17 protein-coding genes are annotated in these 18,503 nt (G+C 66.0%); 9 read left to right on the plus strand and 8 right to left on the minus strand.

Annotation, left to right across the window (positions count from 1 at the left end; genetic code table 11):
- The first annotated feature begins 66 nt into the window (after window positions 1-66).
- Complete coding sequence (mtnP, locus tag GXH28_RS10205; protein WP_169238922.1) at window positions 67-945, plus strand: S-methyl-5'-thioadenosine phosphorylase; 879 nt, start codon at window positions 67-69, stop codon at window positions 943-945.
- Between the two features lie 24 nt (window positions 946-969).
- Here mtnP and GXH28_RS10210 read toward each other — a convergent pair whose 3' ends face one another.
- Window positions 970-1,605 (minus strand): haloacid dehalogenase, encoded by a 636-nt coding sequence (locus GXH28_RS10210; RefSeq protein ID WP_169238923.1) that lies wholly within the window; start codon window positions 1,603-1,605, stop codon window positions 970-972.
- A 551-nt stretch (window positions 1,606-2,156) separates the two neighbouring features.
- On the opposite strand from GXH28_RS10210, the gene GXH28_RS10215 reads away from it, so the two are divergent.
- Together GXH28_RS10215 and GXH28_RS16670 are read left to right on the plus strand one after the other, a co-directional pair.
- The gene (locus tag GXH28_RS10215; RefSeq protein ID WP_169238924.1) at window positions 2,157-3,950 is read left to right on the plus strand and encodes an LCP family protein; all 1,794 of its coding nucleotides are present in this window, start codon (window positions 2,157-2,159) and stop codon (window positions 3,948-3,950) included.
- 13 nt (window positions 3,951-3,963) lie between these two features.
- A complete protein-coding gene (locus GXH28_RS16670; protein ID WP_255464569.1) occupies window positions 3,964-4,089 on the plus strand; it encodes a hypothetical protein in 126 nt (41 codons plus the stop codon).
- Window positions 4,090-4,112: 23 nt separating this feature from the next.
- On the opposite strand, the gene GXH28_RS10220 is transcribed toward GXH28_RS16670, so the two are convergent.
- Genes GXH28_RS10220 through argS form a run of 3 tightly spaced genes read right to left on the minus strand, consistent with a single transcriptional unit; the run spans window position 4,113 to window position 7,033 of the window.
- Window positions 4,113-4,667, minus strand: a complete 555-nt coding sequence (locus GXH28_RS10220; RefSeq protein ID WP_169238925.1) for a M20/M25/M40 family metallo-hydrolase — start codon at window positions 4,665-4,667, stop codon at window positions 4,113-4,115.
- Complete coding sequence (dcd, locus tag GXH28_RS10225; protein ID WP_169238926.1) at window positions 4,664-5,236, minus strand: dCTP deaminase; 573 nt, start codon at window positions 5,234-5,236, stop codon at window positions 4,664-4,666. The genes GXH28_RS10220 and dcd overlap by 4 nt, the downstream gene beginning before the upstream one ends.
- A 21-nt stretch (window positions 5,237-5,257) precedes the next feature.
- Complete coding sequence (gene argS, locus GXH28_RS10230; RefSeq protein WP_169238927.1) at window positions 5,258-7,033, minus strand: arginine--tRNA ligase; 1,776 nt, start codon at window positions 7,031-7,033, stop codon at window positions 5,258-5,260.
- A gap of 75 nt (window positions 7,034-7,108) precedes the next feature.
- Between argS and GXH28_RS10235 the strand changes: the two genes are divergently transcribed.
- Genes GXH28_RS10235 through GXH28_RS10250 form a run of 4 tightly spaced genes read left to right on the plus strand, consistent with a single transcriptional unit; the run spans window position 7,109 to window position 11,170 of the window.
- On the plus strand, window positions 7,109-7,894 hold the full coding sequence (locus tag GXH28_RS10235; RefSeq protein ID WP_169238928.1) for an SDR family NAD(P)-dependent oxidoreductase: 786 nt from the start codon (window positions 7,109-7,111) through the stop codon (window positions 7,892-7,894).
- A gap of 35 nt (window positions 7,895-7,929) precedes the next feature.
- Entirely contained in the window at window positions 7,930-9,198 is a 1,269-nt protein-coding gene (locus GXH28_RS10240; protein ID WP_169238929.1) for a M20 family metallopeptidase, read from the plus strand.
- Between the two features lie 3 nt (window positions 9,199-9,201).
- Window positions 9,202-10,188, plus strand: a complete 987-nt coding sequence (locus GXH28_RS10245) for a P1 family peptidase (RefSeq protein WP_169238930.1) — start codon at window positions 9,202-9,204, stop codon at window positions 10,186-10,188.
- Between the two features lie 58 nt (window positions 10,189-10,246).
- Window positions 10,247-11,170 (plus strand): NAD-dependent epimerase/dehydratase family protein, encoded by a 924-nt coding sequence (locus GXH28_RS10250; RefSeq protein WP_169238931.1) that lies wholly within the window; start codon window positions 10,247-10,249, stop codon window positions 11,168-11,170.
- Window positions 11,171-11,316: 146 nt separating this feature from the next.
- Here GXH28_RS10250 and GXH28_RS10255 read toward each other — a convergent pair whose 3' ends face one another.
- On the minus strand, window positions 11,317-11,877 hold the full coding sequence (locus GXH28_RS10255; protein ID WP_169238932.1) for an ECF transporter S component: 561 nt from the start codon (window positions 11,875-11,877) through the stop codon (window positions 11,317-11,319).
- A 165-nt stretch (window positions 11,878-12,042) separates the two neighbouring features.
- On the opposite strand from GXH28_RS10255, the gene GXH28_RS10260 reads away from it, so the two are divergent.
- Together GXH28_RS10260 and GXH28_RS10265 are read left to right on the plus strand one after the other, a co-directional pair.
- The gene (locus GXH28_RS10260) at window positions 12,043-13,632 is read left to right on the plus strand and encodes an ABC transporter ATP-binding protein (protein WP_169238933.1); all 1,590 of its coding nucleotides are present in this window, start codon (window positions 12,043-12,045) and stop codon (window positions 13,630-13,632) included.
- Window positions 13,610-14,314 carry an energy-coupling factor transporter transmembrane component T family protein gene (locus GXH28_RS10265; protein WP_169238934.1) on the plus strand — a complete coding sequence of 235 codons (705 nt, stop codon included), beginning with the start codon at window positions 13,610-13,612 and terminating at the stop codon, window positions 14,312-14,314. The genes GXH28_RS10260 and GXH28_RS10265 overlap by 23 nt, the downstream gene beginning before the upstream one ends.
- Before the next feature lie 8 nt (window positions 14,315-14,322).
- Here GXH28_RS10265 and GXH28_RS10270 read toward each other — a convergent pair whose 3' ends face one another.
- From GXH28_RS10270 to GXH28_RS10280, 3 genes are all read right to left on the minus strand, one after another.
- Window positions 14,323-15,771 carry a potassium/proton antiporter gene (locus tag GXH28_RS10270; RefSeq protein ID WP_169238935.1) on the minus strand — a complete coding sequence of 483 codons (1,449 nt, stop codon included), beginning with the start codon at window positions 15,769-15,771 and terminating at the stop codon, window positions 14,323-14,325.
- A gap of 68 nt (window positions 15,772-15,839) precedes the next feature.
- Window positions 15,840-17,384: a choice-of-anchor Q domain-containing protein gene (locus GXH28_RS10275; RefSeq protein WP_169238936.1), complete on the minus strand. Its 1,545-nt coding sequence runs from the start codon at window positions 17,382-17,384 to the stop codon at window positions 15,840-15,842.
- A gap of 199 nt (window positions 17,385-17,583) precedes the next feature.
- On the minus strand, window positions 17,584-18,483 hold the full coding sequence (locus GXH28_RS10280; RefSeq protein WP_169238937.1) for a patatin-like phospholipase family protein: 900 nt from the start codon (window positions 18,481-18,483) through the stop codon (window positions 17,584-17,586).
- Window positions 18,484-18,503 lie beyond the last annotated feature (20 nt).

Below are 18,503 nucleotides of genomic sequence, written 5' to 3' on the forward strand. Positions count from 1 at the left end.
GATTGGAGATTGGAGATTGGAGATTGGAGATTGGAGATTTAGAGATTGCTAAACTATCGTTGTCCAATGACCCAGTTATCTCATGCTCCCATTACCTTGGCCGTCATCGGCGGCAGCGGGCTATATGCCATGCCCGGTCTCACCGATGTCGAAGAGGTCACAATCCCTACGCCGTTCGGCGACCCGTCGGACGCAATTGTGCTCGGCACCTATCACGGTTGCCGCATCGCCTTCCTGCCCCGTCATGGGCGCGGGCACCGCTATAACCCCAGCGAAGTGCCCTATCGCGCCAACATCTGGGCGCTCAAGTCGCTGGGCGTCAAACACGTCGTCAGCGTGAGCGCGTGCGGCAGCCTGCGCGAACACCTGCGCCCGCGCGACATCGTCATCCCCGATCAGCTGTTCGATTTCACCAAGGGCAAGCGCGCTTATTCGTTCTTCGAGGGCGGCATGGTCGGCCATGTTTCGGTCGGCAAGCCGTTCTCAAAGTCGCTCAGCGCGGCGTTGGCCAGAGCGGTGCGCGACGCCGGCGGGACGGCGCACGAAGGCGGCGTGTTCATCACCATTGAAGGCCCGCGCTTTAGCACCCAAGCCGAAAGCCGCGTCTTTCGCGCATGGGGCTGCGACATCATCGGCATGACCGCCTGCCCGGAAGCCTTCCTCGCCCGCGAAGCTGAATTGGACTTCGCCATCATGGCTCATGTCACCGATTACGACGTGTGGCACGAAGAAGAGGGCGAGGTGACGGTGGACATGGTGATTCAGCGGCTGAACGACAACCTGGCGTTGGCGCAACGTGCGATCGCCAACCTGGCGCCGGTCGTCGCGACGTTGCCACACGAGAGCGCCGGCGCGATGAGATATGCCGTCATGACCGCGCGCGACCGCATATCCCCCGAAGCGCGGGAAAGATTGCACCTGCTGGTGGGCGACTATTTGTCGTAAGTCGCAAGTCGTAGGGTGTAGAGTCTAATTCAGCTTCTCTCGCAGCGCGTCAATCGCCGCCTTAAGTTCCGATTCGCGGAAGCTGACGGTCAGATCGCTCCGCGTGCGTTCGAGCACGCCGCGCACCATGTCGGTGTTGCGACGCAGCCCGCCGGTGATCGCCTCTGGGAAGTCCATCATCACCAACACATCGTAGATCTCGTCCATCGCAGCAAGCAGGCGTTCGGCCTCTTGGCTGTGGCCCCCGCGGATCTCGTCCAGCACACGCCGACGCAGCTCGCCGGCAGCTTCGGCCAGGCCATTGAGATACGCTGCATATTCCACGCCGATCTCCTCCGGCGCAGGGACTGTTTTATTTTGTGCGATGGCCAGCGCGATATGCGCTTCGGCCAGCTCCTTCAACGCATCTTGCGTGTATCCGCTAAAGCACAAATCGGGATACGGTTGGACGACCGTAACAAGTTCATCGGCCGCGCGACGCGCTTCACCGAGCAAGCGGTCGGCTTCATCCCATTCGTCGCGGTGCGAAGCGCGGATGGCGAGTGAGCAATAACGAATCAATTCCCTAGAAAGGTTCACCGCTCTATCGCGCGCTGCATTCTTAGCCAGCAAATTTTCGCGGATGCGCTCTCCGATCTTCGCTAATGGGCTGTCGGCCATATGCTCCATTCTAAAATTAGTTTGTAGTCCATAGTAGGGCTGTTGATGTTGGGGATAATCATCCGGACGCCCTATATCTGGCCCCGACATGTATTCGCGCCCTAAATGTAGGCTTAATGTTGCCGTTGTGCGCGACCGGCGCGGGAAGTGACGTGTATTGAGATTGTTCACACCCTGGGATAACCCCTACATTTGGGGTGTGGAAGTGTGGATTCGCGGACTAAACTCACACCCTGTGGAGGAAAAGCCCTGTGAACAGTGTGGAGATGTGGAACGAGCGGTTCGCTCGTAAATAAGGTGAGTTGCTTTCGTGACTGACTTGCGTTGTGGAAACGCACAGAACTTTACGTGGAATCAATGGATAATCGTTGACCGCGAGACTAGGCGATCTGTTGAGCGCGCTGCGGCGCGTGCACACCCAAGATTGTGATCGGCCAGCTTGCGTGACTGTTCGGAACGGTGCGACCATGAGGATCGCGGCGGACTATTGCCCGCTGACAGAGAGGTGCTTGGCTGGTCGGCTGTCAGGGTCATCTGAAGCCATCTCTATTATGAAGGCCGATACCGCTCACCGGCGCGGCTTGCGACGCGCCAGCTTCTACTGGATGCTTGCAGCTTGGCTGGGAGCGGCATCGGCCGTGACGGCGTGCGGCAATTCAGCCGCTCCGGCCGATCAGGTCCCCACGATTACGCCGACCGTCACTGCGATCGCCCCATCGCCCACGCCCATCGTCATCACGATGAGCGCCTCGCCCACCGCTGTACCGATTCCACCGCCCACAGCTACCATGCCGCCTACGCCCACCGAGCTGCCGGCTGCAACGCGCGCGCCCCAGCCCCTGCCGTTGCCTTCGCCCACAGCCAAGCCGACTATCGAACTCGGCGCGTTCGTCGGCACTGACGTTGCGCTGCCGGCGGTGCCGGTCTCTGCGACCACCGGTATTACAGCAACCGGTCTGCTTTCGCTCACCGAAGTCCCGCCGCCGGTCGCGCCGGTGAAGTTGCCGCCCGGCGTGATCAACATTGCGCTGCTCGGCGTGGACACGCGCCCTGTTGAAAAGGGGATGTTGACCGACGTCATCATCATCGCCAGCATTAACCCGAACATCCCGGCTGTGACGCTGCTGTCCATCCCGCGCGATACGCTGGTGTATATCCCCAATCGGCGCATGGCCAAGGTCAACACGGCGTTTGCCGCCGGACCGGACGTATTCAAGCAGACCATCAAATACAACTTCGGCCTGAACGTGGACTACTACGCCACGATCAATTTTGCCGGCCTGGTGAACGCTGTCAATACGCTAGGCGGCATCGAGGTCATCGCCACCTGCCCGCTCTACCAGGTCTTCCCGAAGGATCCGTATTATTCCGCCGATCCGGTTACGCCGCTGACCGTCACCGCACCCTATACAGACGCTTTCACCGGCGAGGTGTGGCAACCCGGACAGGCGGTGCCGACGCAGACGATCAATATCCCCCGCCCTGGCGTATACAAGCTGAACGGCTTGCAGGCCTTGGCTTATGCGCGGGCGCGCTATGGTGTGCCCGGCGGCGACGTAGATCGCACCCGCCGAGCGCAGCGCGTGTTGCGCGCACTGCTTCACAAAGTGCGCAGCAGCAGCCTGATCGCGATCACCCGCCTGCCGGCGCTGCTCAACCAATTCGCCCGCAACGTCAAGACCGACCTCACCCTCGACCAAATTCTGTCGCTGGCGGCTCAGGCCGATCGCTTTGACGATAGCATCATTCGCAGTCGCTATTTCGACGATGTCGGGATGACCAGCGTGACGTTGCCGGTGGTCGGTGCCGTGCTCATCCCCAACCGAGACAACATCACGCCATACCTGCAAATGGCCTTGAACGTGCCGCTCAATCAGCAGGCCGGCAGCGGCATCGCCGTCGAGGTATGGAACGGCACACATCAGGCCGATTTCGGCATCGTGGCTGCCGACCGGCTGCGTGAGTTGGGGTTCAACGTGGTGAGCATCCAGGATGCGGATGGCATCTATTCCAAGACGCAGGTGATTGACTTTACGACGACGGCGAAGGGCAGCGCAATCCCGCTGCTGCAACGCGCGCTCGGCCTCCGGCCGGAGAATGTTATCGCCCAGCCCAATCCGGATGGGCCGCGCTACCGCATCATCGCCGGTCGGGACTTCGACCCGTGTTACTACAAGACCACGCCGCCCAACGTGCGCGCCGCGCCATCGCCGATTCAGCCTACGAACGGGCAGAACACGCTGCCGACGGGGGATGCCCCGGCACCACCTACCGAGGACGCGCCGGCTGATCCGAATGCGCCGCCGGCAGAGCCAACACCCACACCTGCGCCAGAAGGGGGATGACGCGATGGTGCCGATGGCGACTTCGACGGCGCATTGCTCGGACGCCGACCTCGTCGTCCGCTCGTTCGATGAAGCAACCCTCGAGCGCGTGCAGGCCTGGCGCAACGCGGCATCGGCCTACAGAGATGCCAGCCGGTAATAGCCCTCGGCGGCGCCGAAGAGCTAATCCAGGCTGAGCGACTCATCGGCGATGTGCGCGTCGGTCTCCAGGCCTGGGTCGAAGCCCAGGGTGGGAATGCCCAGCATACCGGCGCTGCGCGCGGCGTTCGTGCAGAAGCGATAGTAACCGATATTGACGCTGGCGCACACCAGCACATCGCGGCGCAGCCGCCCGTCTTGTCGGGCGAATGCCGCTGAGCACGGGCTGGCTGCCAGCGCGCCCTTCATGTTGCTGGCGCCGCGTCCCCAAATGCGCCCATCGCTCACCTCGCCGCCGAAGGGGTCCTTCGTCCAATCGCCGGCGGCTGCGACGGTGTCCATGTGCGAGTCGAAGAGCAGCGCGCCTTCGCTCGACGGCGCAGCCGGCCGCAAGCGCCCCACCACGTTGCCAGGCGCATCGGCCTTCACCTCGTCATAGCCGAGCGCCGTCATCGCGCGCGCCACGACGTCGACAATGTCGCGTTCTTCGCCGGAGAGGCTTTTGCAGCGGATCAAGTCGCGGGCTAGCGCGACGATGCGCTCCCGGCGCGCTTCGCCCAGCGGAGACGAAGCGTTCATCGTTCTCCGCCCTGCTCGATGCGCGGCAGGGTGACGCCGGTCTGACCCTGATATTTGCCTTTCTTGTCGCGGTAGCTCTGCTCGCACACGCCATCCCCGGCCAGAAAGATGAGCTGGGCGATCCCTTCGTTGGCGTACACCTTGGCCGGCAGCGGCGTGGTGTTGCTGATCTCCAGCGTCAGGTAGCCCTCCCATTCCGGCTCCAGCGGCGTGACGTTGACGATCAGGCCGCAGCGGGCGTAGGTGCTCTTCCCCAGACACACCACCAGCACCTCGCGCGGAATGCGGAAGTATTCCACCGTGCGGCTGAGCACAAACGAGTTGGGCGGAATGATGCACACGTCGCCCTTGAAGTCCACAAACGATTGCGGCACGAAGTTCTTCGGGTCCACGATGGCCGAGTTGACGTTGGTGAAGATCTTGAACTCGTCGCTCACGCGAATGTCGTAGCCGTAGGACGATAGCCCATAGCTCACCACGCCTTGCCGGATGGAATTTTCGACGAACGGCTCGATCATGCGATGTTCGAGCGCCATGCGGCGGATCCAATGATCGGGTTTGATGCCCATGTCAACGCTCAATGTCAAAAATCACATGCGCTCCGGCGCGCTCATCCCCATCAGCTTCAACGTCTTCGCCAGCGTCAACTGCGCAGCGCGCGCCAGCCTCATGCGCGCGCGGGCCACTTCTGGCGGGCTGCCCTTGATCCGACATTCCTCGTAGAACTTGCTGAAGGCCTGAGTCACCTCGCGGGCATAGGTGGTGTAGTGATGCGGCTGCAGCGTCGTCGCCACCAGCTCGACGATTTCCGGCAACTGCAGCAGCTTGCGGATGAGGGCTTGCTCGGCAGGGTGCTCATAGCAATATGCGCTCGGCGCCGGATGCGATCCTGGGTCGCCGATTGCTACGCCCCAGTTCTCCTCGGCCGCCTTGCGCTCGATGGCGCAGATGCGCGCGTGGCCGTATTGCACGTAGTAGACCGGGTTCTTCTCATTTTGCTCCTTCAGCACGTCCAGGTCGAAGGTGAACTTGGTGTCCACGCTGCGCGAGAGCATGATGTAGCGAAACGCGTCGGGGCCGATCTCGTCCACCACGTCGTCAATCAGCAGCGCGTTGCCCTTGCGCTTGCCCATGCGCACTTCCTGGCCGCTGCGCAGCAGGGTGATGAAGCGGTAGATCAGGATGCGGATCGAACCTTCCGGCAGCCCGAGGGCGCGCGCGGCAGCGTGCAGGCGCGGCGCGTCGGCCTGGTGGTCTTCGCCCCACACGTAGATGGCCGGGTTGAAGCCGCGCAGCATCACCTTGTGCCACATGTAGGGGATGTCGCTGGCGAAGTAAGTCGGTCGCTCCTCGGGATCATGGATCACCTTCGGCGAGCGAATCAACACGGCCTGCACCGGAAGCGCCCGGCCGCTTTCGTCCTTGTCCGCGGCGTATTCTTCGTCGGTGCGGCGCTGACCCTGGCCGCTGCGGATGGGCGAGCCATCCTCGCTGAACCACAGCGCGCCGTCGTGTTCGATCACCAACCCTTTGGCGCGTAGGCGCTCGATCATCTCGTGGCCTAGGCCGCTGGTCCACAGGCTCTTCTCGCTGAAGAAGTTGTCGTAGCGGATGTTCAGCCGCGCCAGCGTGCGCTTGATGTTGGCCATCACCGCTTCGATGCCGAGCCGTCCCAACGCGCGCACCGCTTCATCTTTGGGCAGGCGCAGGTATTTGTCGCCTTCGCGCTCAGCGATGAGGCGGGCCACCTCTTGCACGTCCTCGCCCAGGTAGCCGCGCTCGGGCATTGGCTCATCCACGCCCAGCGCCTGCGCATAGCGCGCATACACACTCGCGCCGAAGACGCGCACCTGCGAGCCGGCGTCGTTGATGTACCACTCGCGATGCACCTGATAGCCGGCCGCCTCCAGCGTGTTGGCCAGCGTGTCGCCCACCACCACGTTGCGGCCGGTGCCGATCGTGGCGTAGCCGGTGGGGTTAGCGCTGCCGTGCTCCACCTGCGCCTTGCGCCCTCGCCCCAGGTCAATCTCCCCCCAGCGCGCACCGCGCTCGAGGATGACGTCAACTTGCTGTGAGAGATAGGCGGGCGTCAGGCGAAAGTTGATGAAGCCTTGCGCGACTTCGACGGAGAAGGGCGCGCTCGGCATGGCGCGCAGATGTCGGGCGATCGTCTCGGCAATCGTCGCGGGCGACATCTTGGCCCCGCGCGCCAGTTGCATGGCCACGTTGGTCGCGTAGTCGCCCATCTCCGGCTGGCGCGGATGTTCCACAGCGATCGCCGGTATGGCGCAGTCAGGCAGTTCACCGGCTTGCTGGGCGCGGCCGATGGCGTCGGCGATGCAACGAATGAGGTGGTCTCGGATCATAGCAGCCGCTCGATAGGCGCGTATTCTAACAACGCTGCTTTTCAGCCAGGCGTCTCTGGTGTTTACTTGTCGCCTATGACAACCCCAGCCTTCGACTATCGTCGGATGTTCGACCTGACCGGCCGCACCGCGCTCGTGGTGGGCGCCGGCAGCGGCATCGGCGCGGCCAGCGCGCATGGGCTGGCCGCGCATGGCGCGCGCGTGATCTGCGCCGACCTCGACCTGACCGCTGCGCAGCGCGTGGCGCAGGACATCGGCGGCGGTGCCGGCGCACTCCAGCTCGACATGCGCGACGCTTCGGCCATCGCCGAAGCGCTGCAGGATGCCCCGCCGCTCGACGTGTTGGTGAGCACGCCCAGCATCAACGTGCGCAAGCCGCTGCTGGCAATCCGCGACGAGGAATTCGACCGGGTGATCGGCCTGAACCTGCGCGGCACGTTCATGCTGATGCGCCACGTGGCGCGCGACATGGCCGAGCGCGGGCGCGGCAGCATCATCGTCTTCAGCAGCATTCGCGGCGAGGTGGTGGAGCCGGGGCAGGGCGTATATGCGGCCACCAAAGCCGGCGTGCGCCAATTGTGCCGCGCTCTGGCCGCCGAGCTGGGGCCGCGCGGCGTGCGCGTGAACCTGATCGCTCCCGGCGTGGTGGAGACCCCGCTCACCGCCCCAATCCGCAATCATCCCGACTGGTATCGCGCCTATGCAGAGAAAAACGCCCTGCGCCGCTGGGCGCAGCCGCATGAGATGGCCGGCGCAGTGGTGTATCTCGCCTCCGATGCCAGCTCATACGTCACGGGCGCGGTGCTCTACGTGGACGCGGGCTGGACGGCGCAGGATGGCCGCTTTACGCCGCCGCTCTAGCGCCGAATCAATTGCGATGAACGCCGAGATGACGCATGATTTCCGATCTCGAACGCCGCGTGCTCGACTGCATTGATGACGACGAATTGATCGGCTGGGTTCAGGCGCTGACGCGCATCCCCAGCGTGTGGAAGCCCGAGCAGGGCATCGGCGAGGAAGCCGCTGCGCGCTGGGTGGAGGCGCATTGTCGCGACATCGGCTTACAAACCCGCTTCGAGTTCGTCGTCCCTGGCCGACCTAACGTCATCGCCGCCTACGCCTCGTCGCCCGATTTCTCGATAGAGGAGTTGCTGCGGCCGCCCGCGTCGCCCCATGCGCGGAAGTGGCTGATGTTCGAGGGTCATACCGATGTGGTGACCGAAGGCGACCCGACCCAGTGGACGGATCCACCGTTCAGCGCCGTTATCCGCGACGGGCGCATCTACGGGCGCGGCGCAAACGACATGAAGGCCGGCTTGTGCTGCGCGCTGGCCGCGATCAAGGCCATCGTTCGCAGCGGCGTTGACTTGAACGGGGGCATCCTGCTGGGCGCCGTGTGCGACGAAGAGGGTGGCATGATCGGCATCAAGCACTTTGTGGAGCGCGGCTGGGCCGATCACGTGACGGCGTGCATCGTGTGCGAGCCGGAGGAGAATCACCTGTGCATCGCGCAGAAGGGCGTGATGTGGTTGCGCTGCGTCATTCGCGGCGTGATGAGCCACGGCGCCATGCCGCTGACCGGCGTAAATGCCATGTATCCCATGGCCCGCTTTCTCACCATGGTGCAAGCGCTGGAGGAGCGCGAAATCGTCCGGCACGGCCGGCATGAGTTCCTCGGCCAACCCAGCATCACGCCGACCATCGTCATGTCGCCTGCGCGCGGCGAAGGCGAGCCGCAAGCCAACGTCATGCCGGGCGCTGCCGAGTGCGTGCTCGACATCCGCCTGATTCCCGGCCAAGACCCCGACGCGCTCGCGCGGCGCGTTGAGCAAATGCTCGCCGCCTGCGTCGCAGTGGACGACCGGCTGCGCTATGCGTTTGAAGTGGTCGAGGTGCGACACCCAATCCACACCCAACGCGACCATCCGATCGTGCAGTCGCTCGCTTCTGCCTACACCGATTTGACCGGCACCCCGCCCATCTACGGCGGCGTGCCCGGCAGCACCGACGGCACCATCCTGCACGCCCGCAAGGGCATCCCCATCGTCACGTGTGGGCCGGGCGACATCCACATTCCGCATCACGTGGACGAATGGGTGAGCATCGCAGAGATCAAGCTGGCCGCGCGGATGTATGCGCTGGCGGCGATGCGGTATCTCGGATAAAGAATGAACCCCACCCTGACTGCCATTCCCGGATTGCAGGTAGGCCATTGGACGCACCTGGCCGCCGGCACCGGTTGCACCGTCGTGCTCTGCCCCGCCGGCGCAGTGGCCGGCGTGGATGTTCGCGGCGGCGCGCCGGGCACGCGCGAGACGGCGCTGCTGGCGCCGACCTGCAGCGTGGAGCGCGTGCATGCCGTGTTGTTGAGCGGCGGCAGCGCCTTCGGCCTGGCCGCCGCCGACGGCGTGATGCGCTGGCTGGAGGAACGCGGCTACGGCTTCGATGTAGGCGTGGCGAAGGTGCCCATCGCGCCGGCAGCAGTCTTGTTTGACCTGCCCGTCGGTCGCGCCGACGTGCGCCCCGACGCCGCCGCCGGCTACGCCGCCTGTCAGGCCGCCACAGAGGCCCCGGTCGTCCAGGGCAATGTTGGAGCGGGAACGGGCGCAAGCTGCGGCAAGGTCCTCGGCTTCGGGCGCGCCACCAAAACCGGCCTCGGCTCGGCCGCCCTGCGCCTGGACAACGGCCTCATCGTCGCGGCCCTGGTTGCCGTCAACGCCTTCGGCGACGTGGTTGACCCGCAGAGCGGACGCATCCTCGCCGGCGCGCGCCGGCTTGATGACGACGGCTTCGCCGACACGACGGCTTACCTGGCCAACGCCGACCGCCTGGCCATTGCGCGCCTGGCCGAGCGCTTCCCCGGCCAGAACACCACCCTGGCCGTGGTCGCCACCAACGCCGCGCTGTCCAAGCCCCACGCCACTAAAGTCGCCCAGATGGCCCACGACGGATTGGCGCGCGTCATCCGCCCCATCCACACCATGCTGGACGGCGACACCATCTTCGCCCTTTCCTTGGGCGAGCGCCCCGCCGATGTGAGCGCGGTCGGCGCACTGGCCGCCGACGCCGTGGCGCAGGCCGTGCTCAACGCGGTGTGGGCCGCCGAGCCGCTGGGCGGTTTGCCGTGCGCGCGCGACCTCTCGCCCGCCCCGTGAAGCCGAGCCCACGCCCTCAGCAGGCCAAAGGTAAACTCTCGCCCACTACTGCACGCGCATGACGGTCAACGTGTTAATCACCGGCGGCGCCGGATTTATCGGCTCGCACCTCGTCGAAACGTTGCGCGAGGCCGGCTTCCGCGTGAGCGTCCTCGACGACCTCAGCCGCGGCCGCCGCGCGCACGTGCCCGCCGATGTCACCTTGCACTGCGTAGATATCTGCGATCAAGGCGCGGTGGAGGCCGTTGTCCGCGCCGAGCGCCCGGAGGTGATCCTCCATCAGGCCGCGCGCGCGGACGTGCGCGAGAGCTTCGCCGCGCCACACCTCTACCTCAACGTCAACGTCGCCGGCACGCTCAACATCCTTGAGGCAGCGCGCCGCTGGGGCGTGCGCAAGGTGATCTTCGCCTCGACCGGCGGCGCGATCTACGGCGATGCCGCTCAGCGGCCCACCCCGGAGACCGCCCCCACCTTGCCGCTCGACATTTACGGTGTGAGCAAACTGGCCGGCGAGGGGCTGATGCGCAGTTATGCCTGCGCGCATGCCTTGGAGGTGTGCATCCTGCGCTACAGCAACGTGTACGGCCCGCGCCAAGGCAGCCAAGGCGAGGCGGGGGTGGTGTCTATTTTTACCCGGCGCATGTTGCGCCGGCAAGCGGTGGTGATCTACGGAGATGGGGAGCAGACGCGCGATTTCGTTTACGTCGGCGACGTCGCGCGCGCCAATCTGTTGGCCATCACCCGCGGCCAGGGCATCTACAACATCGCCACCGGACACCCCACCTCGGTGAACGCGCTGTTCACGTCGCTGGCACGCCTGTGCGACTACCCGCACGCGCCCGTTTATGCCCCGGCGCAGCCGGGCGAGGTGCGCCACAGCCAATTGGACATCAGCCGGGCTGTCGCGGAGCTGGGCTGGCAACCGCAGGTCTCGCTCGAGAGTGGGTTACAGCGCACCGTGGCTGCCCTCCGCGGGGAGTGAGGTGCAGGGCGAAGCGGCGCGCGTCCCACACGGCAGCATCGAAACATCCGCGCGGCGTTGCGCTCGCCGCGGGCAACCACAGCGCGGCGCCCTGAGGCTTGGGGCCACGGGCGCCGCGCACTGCTCCGTCCGATCGGCAAGCCGGGCTAGGCGGCGCGCGCCCTCAACGCGGACTCCACCGCCGCGACCACAATGGGGATGAGGACGGCGCAGCCGACCAGCTCGATCAGCGCCTGGGGCAGGATGGCGGGGATGATCGAAGCCGGCACCTGGCCCAGCAGGATGGCGATCCCCACCGCCGTCACGGTGTTGGTGAGCGCGCCGGCGGCGCCGGCCGCAGCGCTGGCTACCACGGTGTTGGTGGTGTCTCCCTCGGCGCGCTTCAGCGCGCGGAAGACCGCCCACGCCACCAGCGCAAACACCAACCGCGGCACGATGAGCGTGATGGGGCCGAATGCTGCGGTCGCCGGCAAAATCAAGTAGAGCACGCCCATGATCAACCCGGCGAACAGCCCGACGAGCGGCCCGCCGATGATCGCGCCCAGGATCACCGGGATCAGGAGCGTGGTCATGGCACCGCTCAAATTGGGCACGGGGATCGAGCCGATGCCGACCACCTGCAAAGCCACCACCATCGCGCCGAAGACCGCGGCCAACACCACCGTCCGGGTGTTGACCGACCAAGGATGAGAAGAGGTCGAGAGCATAGTATTAGGGTTCTCCTTTTAGTGAAATTCATCGCGTCGCGCCGGCGCGCAATGCACGCCGAGCGTATCCTCCCTCACACCAGAAAAGGCCGCCACTGTTGGGCGCTTGCCCATGCTGGCGCGCCGGCACCTGTTTGATACAATGCCTGTCCGCCGGGCCGCTGAATGGATCAGCCAAACGCTTCACATCACGCCGCGGTGTGCATCACCGATCTGAGTTATACCTACGCGCGCCGCGAGCAGCCGGCCCTGCGCAACGTCGGGCTCGAACTTCGGGCCGGCGAGGTGACGCTGATCGTAGGTCGCAGCGGCAGCGGCAAAACCACGCTCACCCGCTGCATCAACGGCCTCATCCCACATCGCTACAAAGCGGGAACACTCTCCGGCCACATCCTTTACTACGGGGAGTCTACGGCCCAGTGGTCATTAGCGCAACTGGCGCGCCGCATCGGGACCGTGCTGCAAGACCCCGACAAGCAGGTCGTGGCGGCGCGGGTGCGGAACGAGATCGCTTTCGGGTTGGAGAATCTGGGATTACCGCGGGAGGAGATCATCGCCCGCGTGAGCGCGGTGGCGCGCCAGTTGCGCATCGAGCCTTTGCTGGAGCGACCGACGTATGCCCTGAGCGGCGGGGAACAACAGAAAGTGGTGATCGCCGCCACGCTGGCGATGCGCCCGCGGGTGCTGCTGCTCGATGAGCCGCTGGCTTCGCTCGACCTGCCCTCGGCGCGCCGGGCGCTGGCGCTCTTTCGCCGGCTGGCTGACGACGGTCTGGCCATCGCGCTGGTGGAGCACCGCGTGCACGAGGCATTGCGCATTGCGCCGGAGCGGTGCGTGGCGCTGCGCGACGGCGCCGTGGCCTTCGACGGCGACGCGGCCGGCTTTCACGCATGGCGCAGTCGGCCGGACGAAGGCGTCGCTGGGCCGAGTGCACTGCCTGCGCCCCTGCCGCCGGAGGCGCCGGGGCCGGCCCTGCTGACCTTCCGCGACGTGCACTATGCCTACCCCGGCGCCGCCGAGCCCCAACTGCGCGGGGTGTCGTTCGAGGTGCGCGCCGGCGAGGTGATCGCCTTGATCGGCCCCAACGGCGCCGGCAAGTCCACCCTGTGCCGCACCGCCCTCGGCCTGCTGCGCCCAACGCGCGGCCGGGTCTTTCTCGGCGAGATGGATGCCGCGCGCTTGAGCGTGGCGCAAATCGCCCGCCGGGTAGGCTACGTCTTCCAGAATCCGGCCGCCATGCTGTTTGCCCCCACCCTGCGCGAGGAGCTGAGCTTCGGGCCGCGCAACGTGGGCATGGCGGAGGACCGTATCGGCGCTGCCATCGGCCAGGCCCTGGAGCTTGTGGGGTTGAGCCACCTGTCGCTCGATCAATCGCCGTTTGGGCTGAGCTTCGGCCAGCAGAAGCGCGTGGCGGTGGCCAGCGTGATGGCCATGCAGCCGGAGGTGCTGATCCTGGACGAACCCACCGCCGGCTTGGACGACGACACCGCCGAGGACCTGTTGCGCCGATTGCTGCGCGCCCCGCACGGGCCGCGCGCCATCCTGATGGTGACGCACGACTTTGCCTTGGCGCGCCGGTTCGCCCACCGTGTCCTGCTGATGCACGCCGGGCGCATTGTCGCCGACGGGCCGCCGTCAGTAGTGCTGGATGACGAAGCGATGTTGCGCCGGGCGGAGTTGGCGTGGGCGGACCCGGACGTAGCCCAAGACGCCCGGCCGCAAGGAAGGGACGATGATGACGGCGCAAACGTTTGACCCCCGCGCGCGCGTGACCTTCTACGCCTGCCTGACCACGGCGGTGCTGGTGGCGAACGATTGGCGCGCCCTGGCCGGCCTGGCCGTGCTGGCGTTGGCTGTGCTGGGCGTGGCGCGCCTGCCGTGGGCGCGCATCCGACCTATCTGGATCGGCGCGTTGCTCTTCATCGCGTTCATCACCGCGCTGAATCTGCTCTTTCGCACGCCGCTGGAGGCGGCGCAGCAAGCGCTGCGCGCCCTGGCCATGGCGGCCGCTTCGCTGGCCGTGATGCTCACCTTCGACCCAGCCCAACTCGGCGTCACCTTCCGCCGCATGGGCCTGCCCGACACGTTCGCCTTCGCGCTCGACCTCACCTTGCGCTTCGTGCCCACGCTCATCCGCGACTTTCGCATCACCATAGACGCTCAACGGGCGCGCGGCTACGAGCTGGAATCGCGCGATCGTAGCCTGAAAGCGATGCTCACCGTGGGGCGCCGCTTTGCCCCGCTCATCGTGCCGGTGGTGGTGCGCGCCGTGCTGGACGCCGAGGAGCGCGCCAATGCCATGGACCTGCGCGCCTTCGGCACCGGGCCACGCACCTGGGCGCAGACGCTGCGCCTGCGATGGCGCGACGGCGCGCTGATCGTCGCCTCGTTCGCCCTGCTGGCCGGCGGCGTCGCGTCGCGGCTGCTGTTGGGCTGAGCCGCGCTTCAACTCTTGAGGATCTGCTGGCGGGCGGATTCTGCATCCTCTTTGCTTGCTAACAGCGTGAGCGTGTCGTCGGCTTCGATCACCGTGCTGCCGGTCGGCACGATATGACCGCTGTTGCGCGTGATCAACACAATGAGCGCGCCACGCGGGAGGTGCAAGTCCACGATTTGCTTGCCCACCGCCGGCGAAGACGCGCTGATGCGGATTTCCACCGGCCGGGCGTCCGAGGCGTCTATCACGCGAAGCGTCGGTGGCACGCGCCGCTCTTCGGGCAGGTTCAACCCCAGCCAATTCGCCACCAGCGACACGGTGGTGCCTTGGAGCAAGACCGAGGTCAGCACCACGAAGAAGACCAGGTTGAAGATCAAGTCCGCCTGCGGCAAGCCGGCCACCAGCGGGAAGGTGGCCAGCACGATCGGCGCAGCACCGCGCAGGCCCGCCCACGACACCAGCGCCAGTTCGCGCAGTGACATGCGCGCCCAGAACAGCGAGAGCAAGACCGCCGCCGGACGCGCCACGAAGACCAGAAAGGCCGCGCTCAGCAGGGCCACGCCGGTGAGCGGGAGCAACTGCGAAGGGAAGACCAACAGGCCGAGGGTGAGGAACATGGCGATCTGCATCAGCCAGGCCAGGCCATCATGAAAGCGCGATAGGCTGCCTTTGTGGATGAAGTCTTGGTTGCCCATATACAGGCCGCACAGATACACTGCCAGGAAGCCGTTGCCCCCGGCCAGCGTCGTGGCGCTGTAGGCGACCAGCACGATGGCGATGGTGATGGCCGCGTAAAGCCCATCGGCCTGCAGGCGGATGCGATTCATCACGCGCACGCCGAGGTAACCGCTCATCAGCCCGAATGCAGCGCCGAGTGACATCTGCAAGGCGAACATCGGCACCAGGCCGAGCGCATTTGCGCCCGGCGTGGTCAGCAGGCTGATCATGCCGATCGTGAGAAAGACCGCCATCGGATCGTTGCTGCCGGACTCCAATTCGATCAGTGGCTCGAGGTGGCCGGCCAGCCGGGTGGCGCGCATACGCATCAGGCTGAACACTGCCGCCGCGTCGGTGGACGAGATGACGGCGCCGAACAACAGCCCCTCCAGGAGCGAAAAGCCCAGCACGGCCGTCGCGAATAGCCCTACGGCCAATGCGGTGATGAGCACGCCCACCGTCGCCAATGCCAGGCCGTGCTTCAACACCGGCCTCACTTCATTCCACGCCGTGTCCAGGCCGCCCGAAAACAGGATGAAGTTGAACGCCACCACGCCCACCGCCTGCGCCAGCCGCGCGTCATCGAAGTAGATGCCGCCGAGGCCTTCCGATCCGGCCAGCATGCCGATGGCGAGGAACAACACCAATGATGGCACGCCGAGCACGCTGGACGCCTTGCTCGCCAGCACGCTCAGGGCCAACAGCCCGGCGACGATGAGCAGGAGCTGTTCGATGGGCATGAGAGCGTCATTTTAGGATGGTCGAACAACTCGGCGGGGAGCCGAACGCCAGCGGCGGGCTGAGTTGCTCAACGCATCACGATCGGCGCGAACGACTTGTGGGAGTATGCAGAATCGGGCACATACTCGAAGGCGCCCAGGTCGCATGGGCCGAAGCGCCCCACGCCGCGCTGGTCTTGCGGCGGGCAGTTCACGCCGGCATCAATGGCCGGGCTGCCGGACAATAGGGCCAGCGTCGGCAGCGGCCCGCCGTTGTTAGCGACGCCGGCCGCAAGCAGTGGGTTGGCCCGCACAATGCCGGTGGTGCAATCGGACCCGCTCGGGCTTTGCAGGTTGGGGCTGCCGCTCAGCGCGCCAAAGCACTGCGTGGACGTGTGGCCGCCGCCGAGCTGGTTGCCGGCGATGATCAGGTTGCGCAGTTGCGCGTTGGCCGGCGAGCCGCTGGCATTGTAGATCCCGCCGCCGAACTCGTCGGCGTGGTTATAGGCTACCGTCAGGTTGATGGCAGTGACTTGCCCGCCCTCGATGTGCAGCCCGCCGCCGCTGCCCCGGTTGGCCGCGAGCGCGTCGGCGCGGTTGTGGGCGATGGTGAGGTTGACCAGCGTGGCGGTGCTCCAGGCAGTGTAGGTGGTGCTTTGCGCGATGCGAATCGCGCCGCCGTTTTGCTCGGAGCGGTTGCCGACGAAAGTGGAATTGTGCAGCGTGAGTGGGCCGTTGTGGTGCATCAGCGCGCCGCCGTTGGCGCTGACGCCGCCGTAGCGGGCATACACCGTGTTGCTCATGAACAAGTTGCCCGCGATGGTCGAGCGGTCGGGGTAGTAGAGGTAGGTGTACACGGCGCCGCCGTGGTTGCGCGCTTGGTTGCCGATGAAGACGCTGTCGCGGATGACCACCTCGCCGCCGATCCCCTGATTGCCGATGCCGGAATGACGGCTGGCGCCGTCGTTGTAGATGGCGCCGCCGAAGCCGAAGTTGACGCTGGCGTTGCTGCCCGGCGTGCTGTCGTTGTCGCGGAAGGTGGAGCGCAGCACGGTGATCGGGCAACGCAGGTTGTTGATCGCGCCGCCGTTGATCCCGCGGTTGCGCTCGAACAGACTGTCCTCGATGTGCAACGCGCCGTAGTGCATCGAGATGGCGCCGCCGCCGCCTTCTTTGTTCTCGGCGGTGCTGTCGTTGTCGCGGAACACGCTGTTGTGGATGCGGACGCGCGCGTTGTAGCCGACGGCGCGGAGCGCCCCGCCGCGATTGCTATAGCCGTTCGCCAGCGTGAGGTTGCGCAGCGTCAACGTGACGGGCGTGCTCGTGCTGTTCAAGTAACTCACGTCGAAGAAGAGGATGCGCACGCTGCCGCCGCCGCTCAGCGTGACCTTGCCGCCTTGGGCGGGGCCGCCGCCGTCAATCTCGGTCGTTTGGGAGATGGTGAGCGAGCTGGTCAGGGTGATGGTGACCGGGTTCGAGCCGCAATTGAAGGTGACTAACCCGCCGCCGGCGAGTGCAGCCTGCAGCGCGGCCTCGGTGCAACTGGCCGGCGTGCCGCTGCCCACCACGCCGCCGGCGTGGGCCTCCGCAGCCGCCCAGAGCGAGGCGATACAAGCAAAGCCCAGAAGGGTCATCCTGCCGGGGATGCGGCAGGAATAACGAGGCGCGCGGGTCTGCTGTGGGCGACGGCCGCTGAATCGCCGCAGCAAACGATCCGGAAAGAACGCTGGACTGCGCACGGTCATTGAATCTTAACCCAACTCGCGCGTGTCTCCGTGGCAGGACGAGGCCGTTTTGTGGCGGCGGGCTTGGCCTAGACCTGCGCCGGATGGGCTACAGGAACGGGCGCGCGCCGGGTGGGCCGGGCGGCAAGTCGCGCGCCGTGTAGCGGTGCGGATAGCATATCTGGTTTGGGCGCGGGTGCGCCAGATAGGCACAGGCCAAACGTTCGCCTTCGGCGAGCATGACCTGGGTCTTCGAGAAGTCGCCTAGTTGCAGGTTGGCGTAGGCCGGCAGCGCGATGTGGTGCACGGTGACGCCGGGCGTCTGCACGGCAGCTTCCAACTCGCGCAGCGCTAGGCTGTAGAGCGGGCGCTTGATCGCGTAGCCGGCGATCTCGAAGGCGCCTCTGAGCGACGCACCGGCATCCACCTCGAAGGACAGGTCGAGCGCCCAGATCTCGGTGGCGCCGCGCGCCAGTGCAACCAGGATCGGCAGGTTGGAGATCACGCCGCCGTCCACGAACGCTTGACCGTTGTGGTATGTGGGTGGGAAGAAGCCGGGTACGGCGGCGCTGGTGAGCACAGCGTCAATCAACGGCGCGCTCGGATCGTCGCCGTAGAGATAAAGTGTGAGCGTCTGCAGGTGGCAGATGGTTACGTAAAGCGGGATCTGCAAGTCGCCGAAGGTGCGCACGTGATTGGGCAGCGACTGTTCGATATAGGCGCGGATGCGTCGGCTGTCGGCCAGATGATCGCTGCCATGCAGCGCCTTGAGCATCGAGCGCAGTGGTGAGCTGCTGAATAGCCTGCGCCGACCGGCATCGCGCCAGAGCTGGATCATGCGCTCGGCTTGAGCGAGCGTGGGTTCGGCGGCGAGATAAGCGCCGTGCAGCGCGCCTACGGACGAGCCGACGACCATGTCGGGCGCCACGCCGTGTTGCAGCAAGGCCTTGACGGCCCCTGCCTGCAACGGCCCGCGGTTACCGCCGCCGGAGAGGACAAACGCGCGCACCGAGGGTGGAGGTCAGACCG

It is taken from the genome of Candidatus Roseilinea sp. NK_OTU-006, from assembly GCF_012931985.1.
GTDB lineage: Bacteria > Chloroflexota > Anaerolineae > J036 > Brachytrichaceae > JAAFGM01.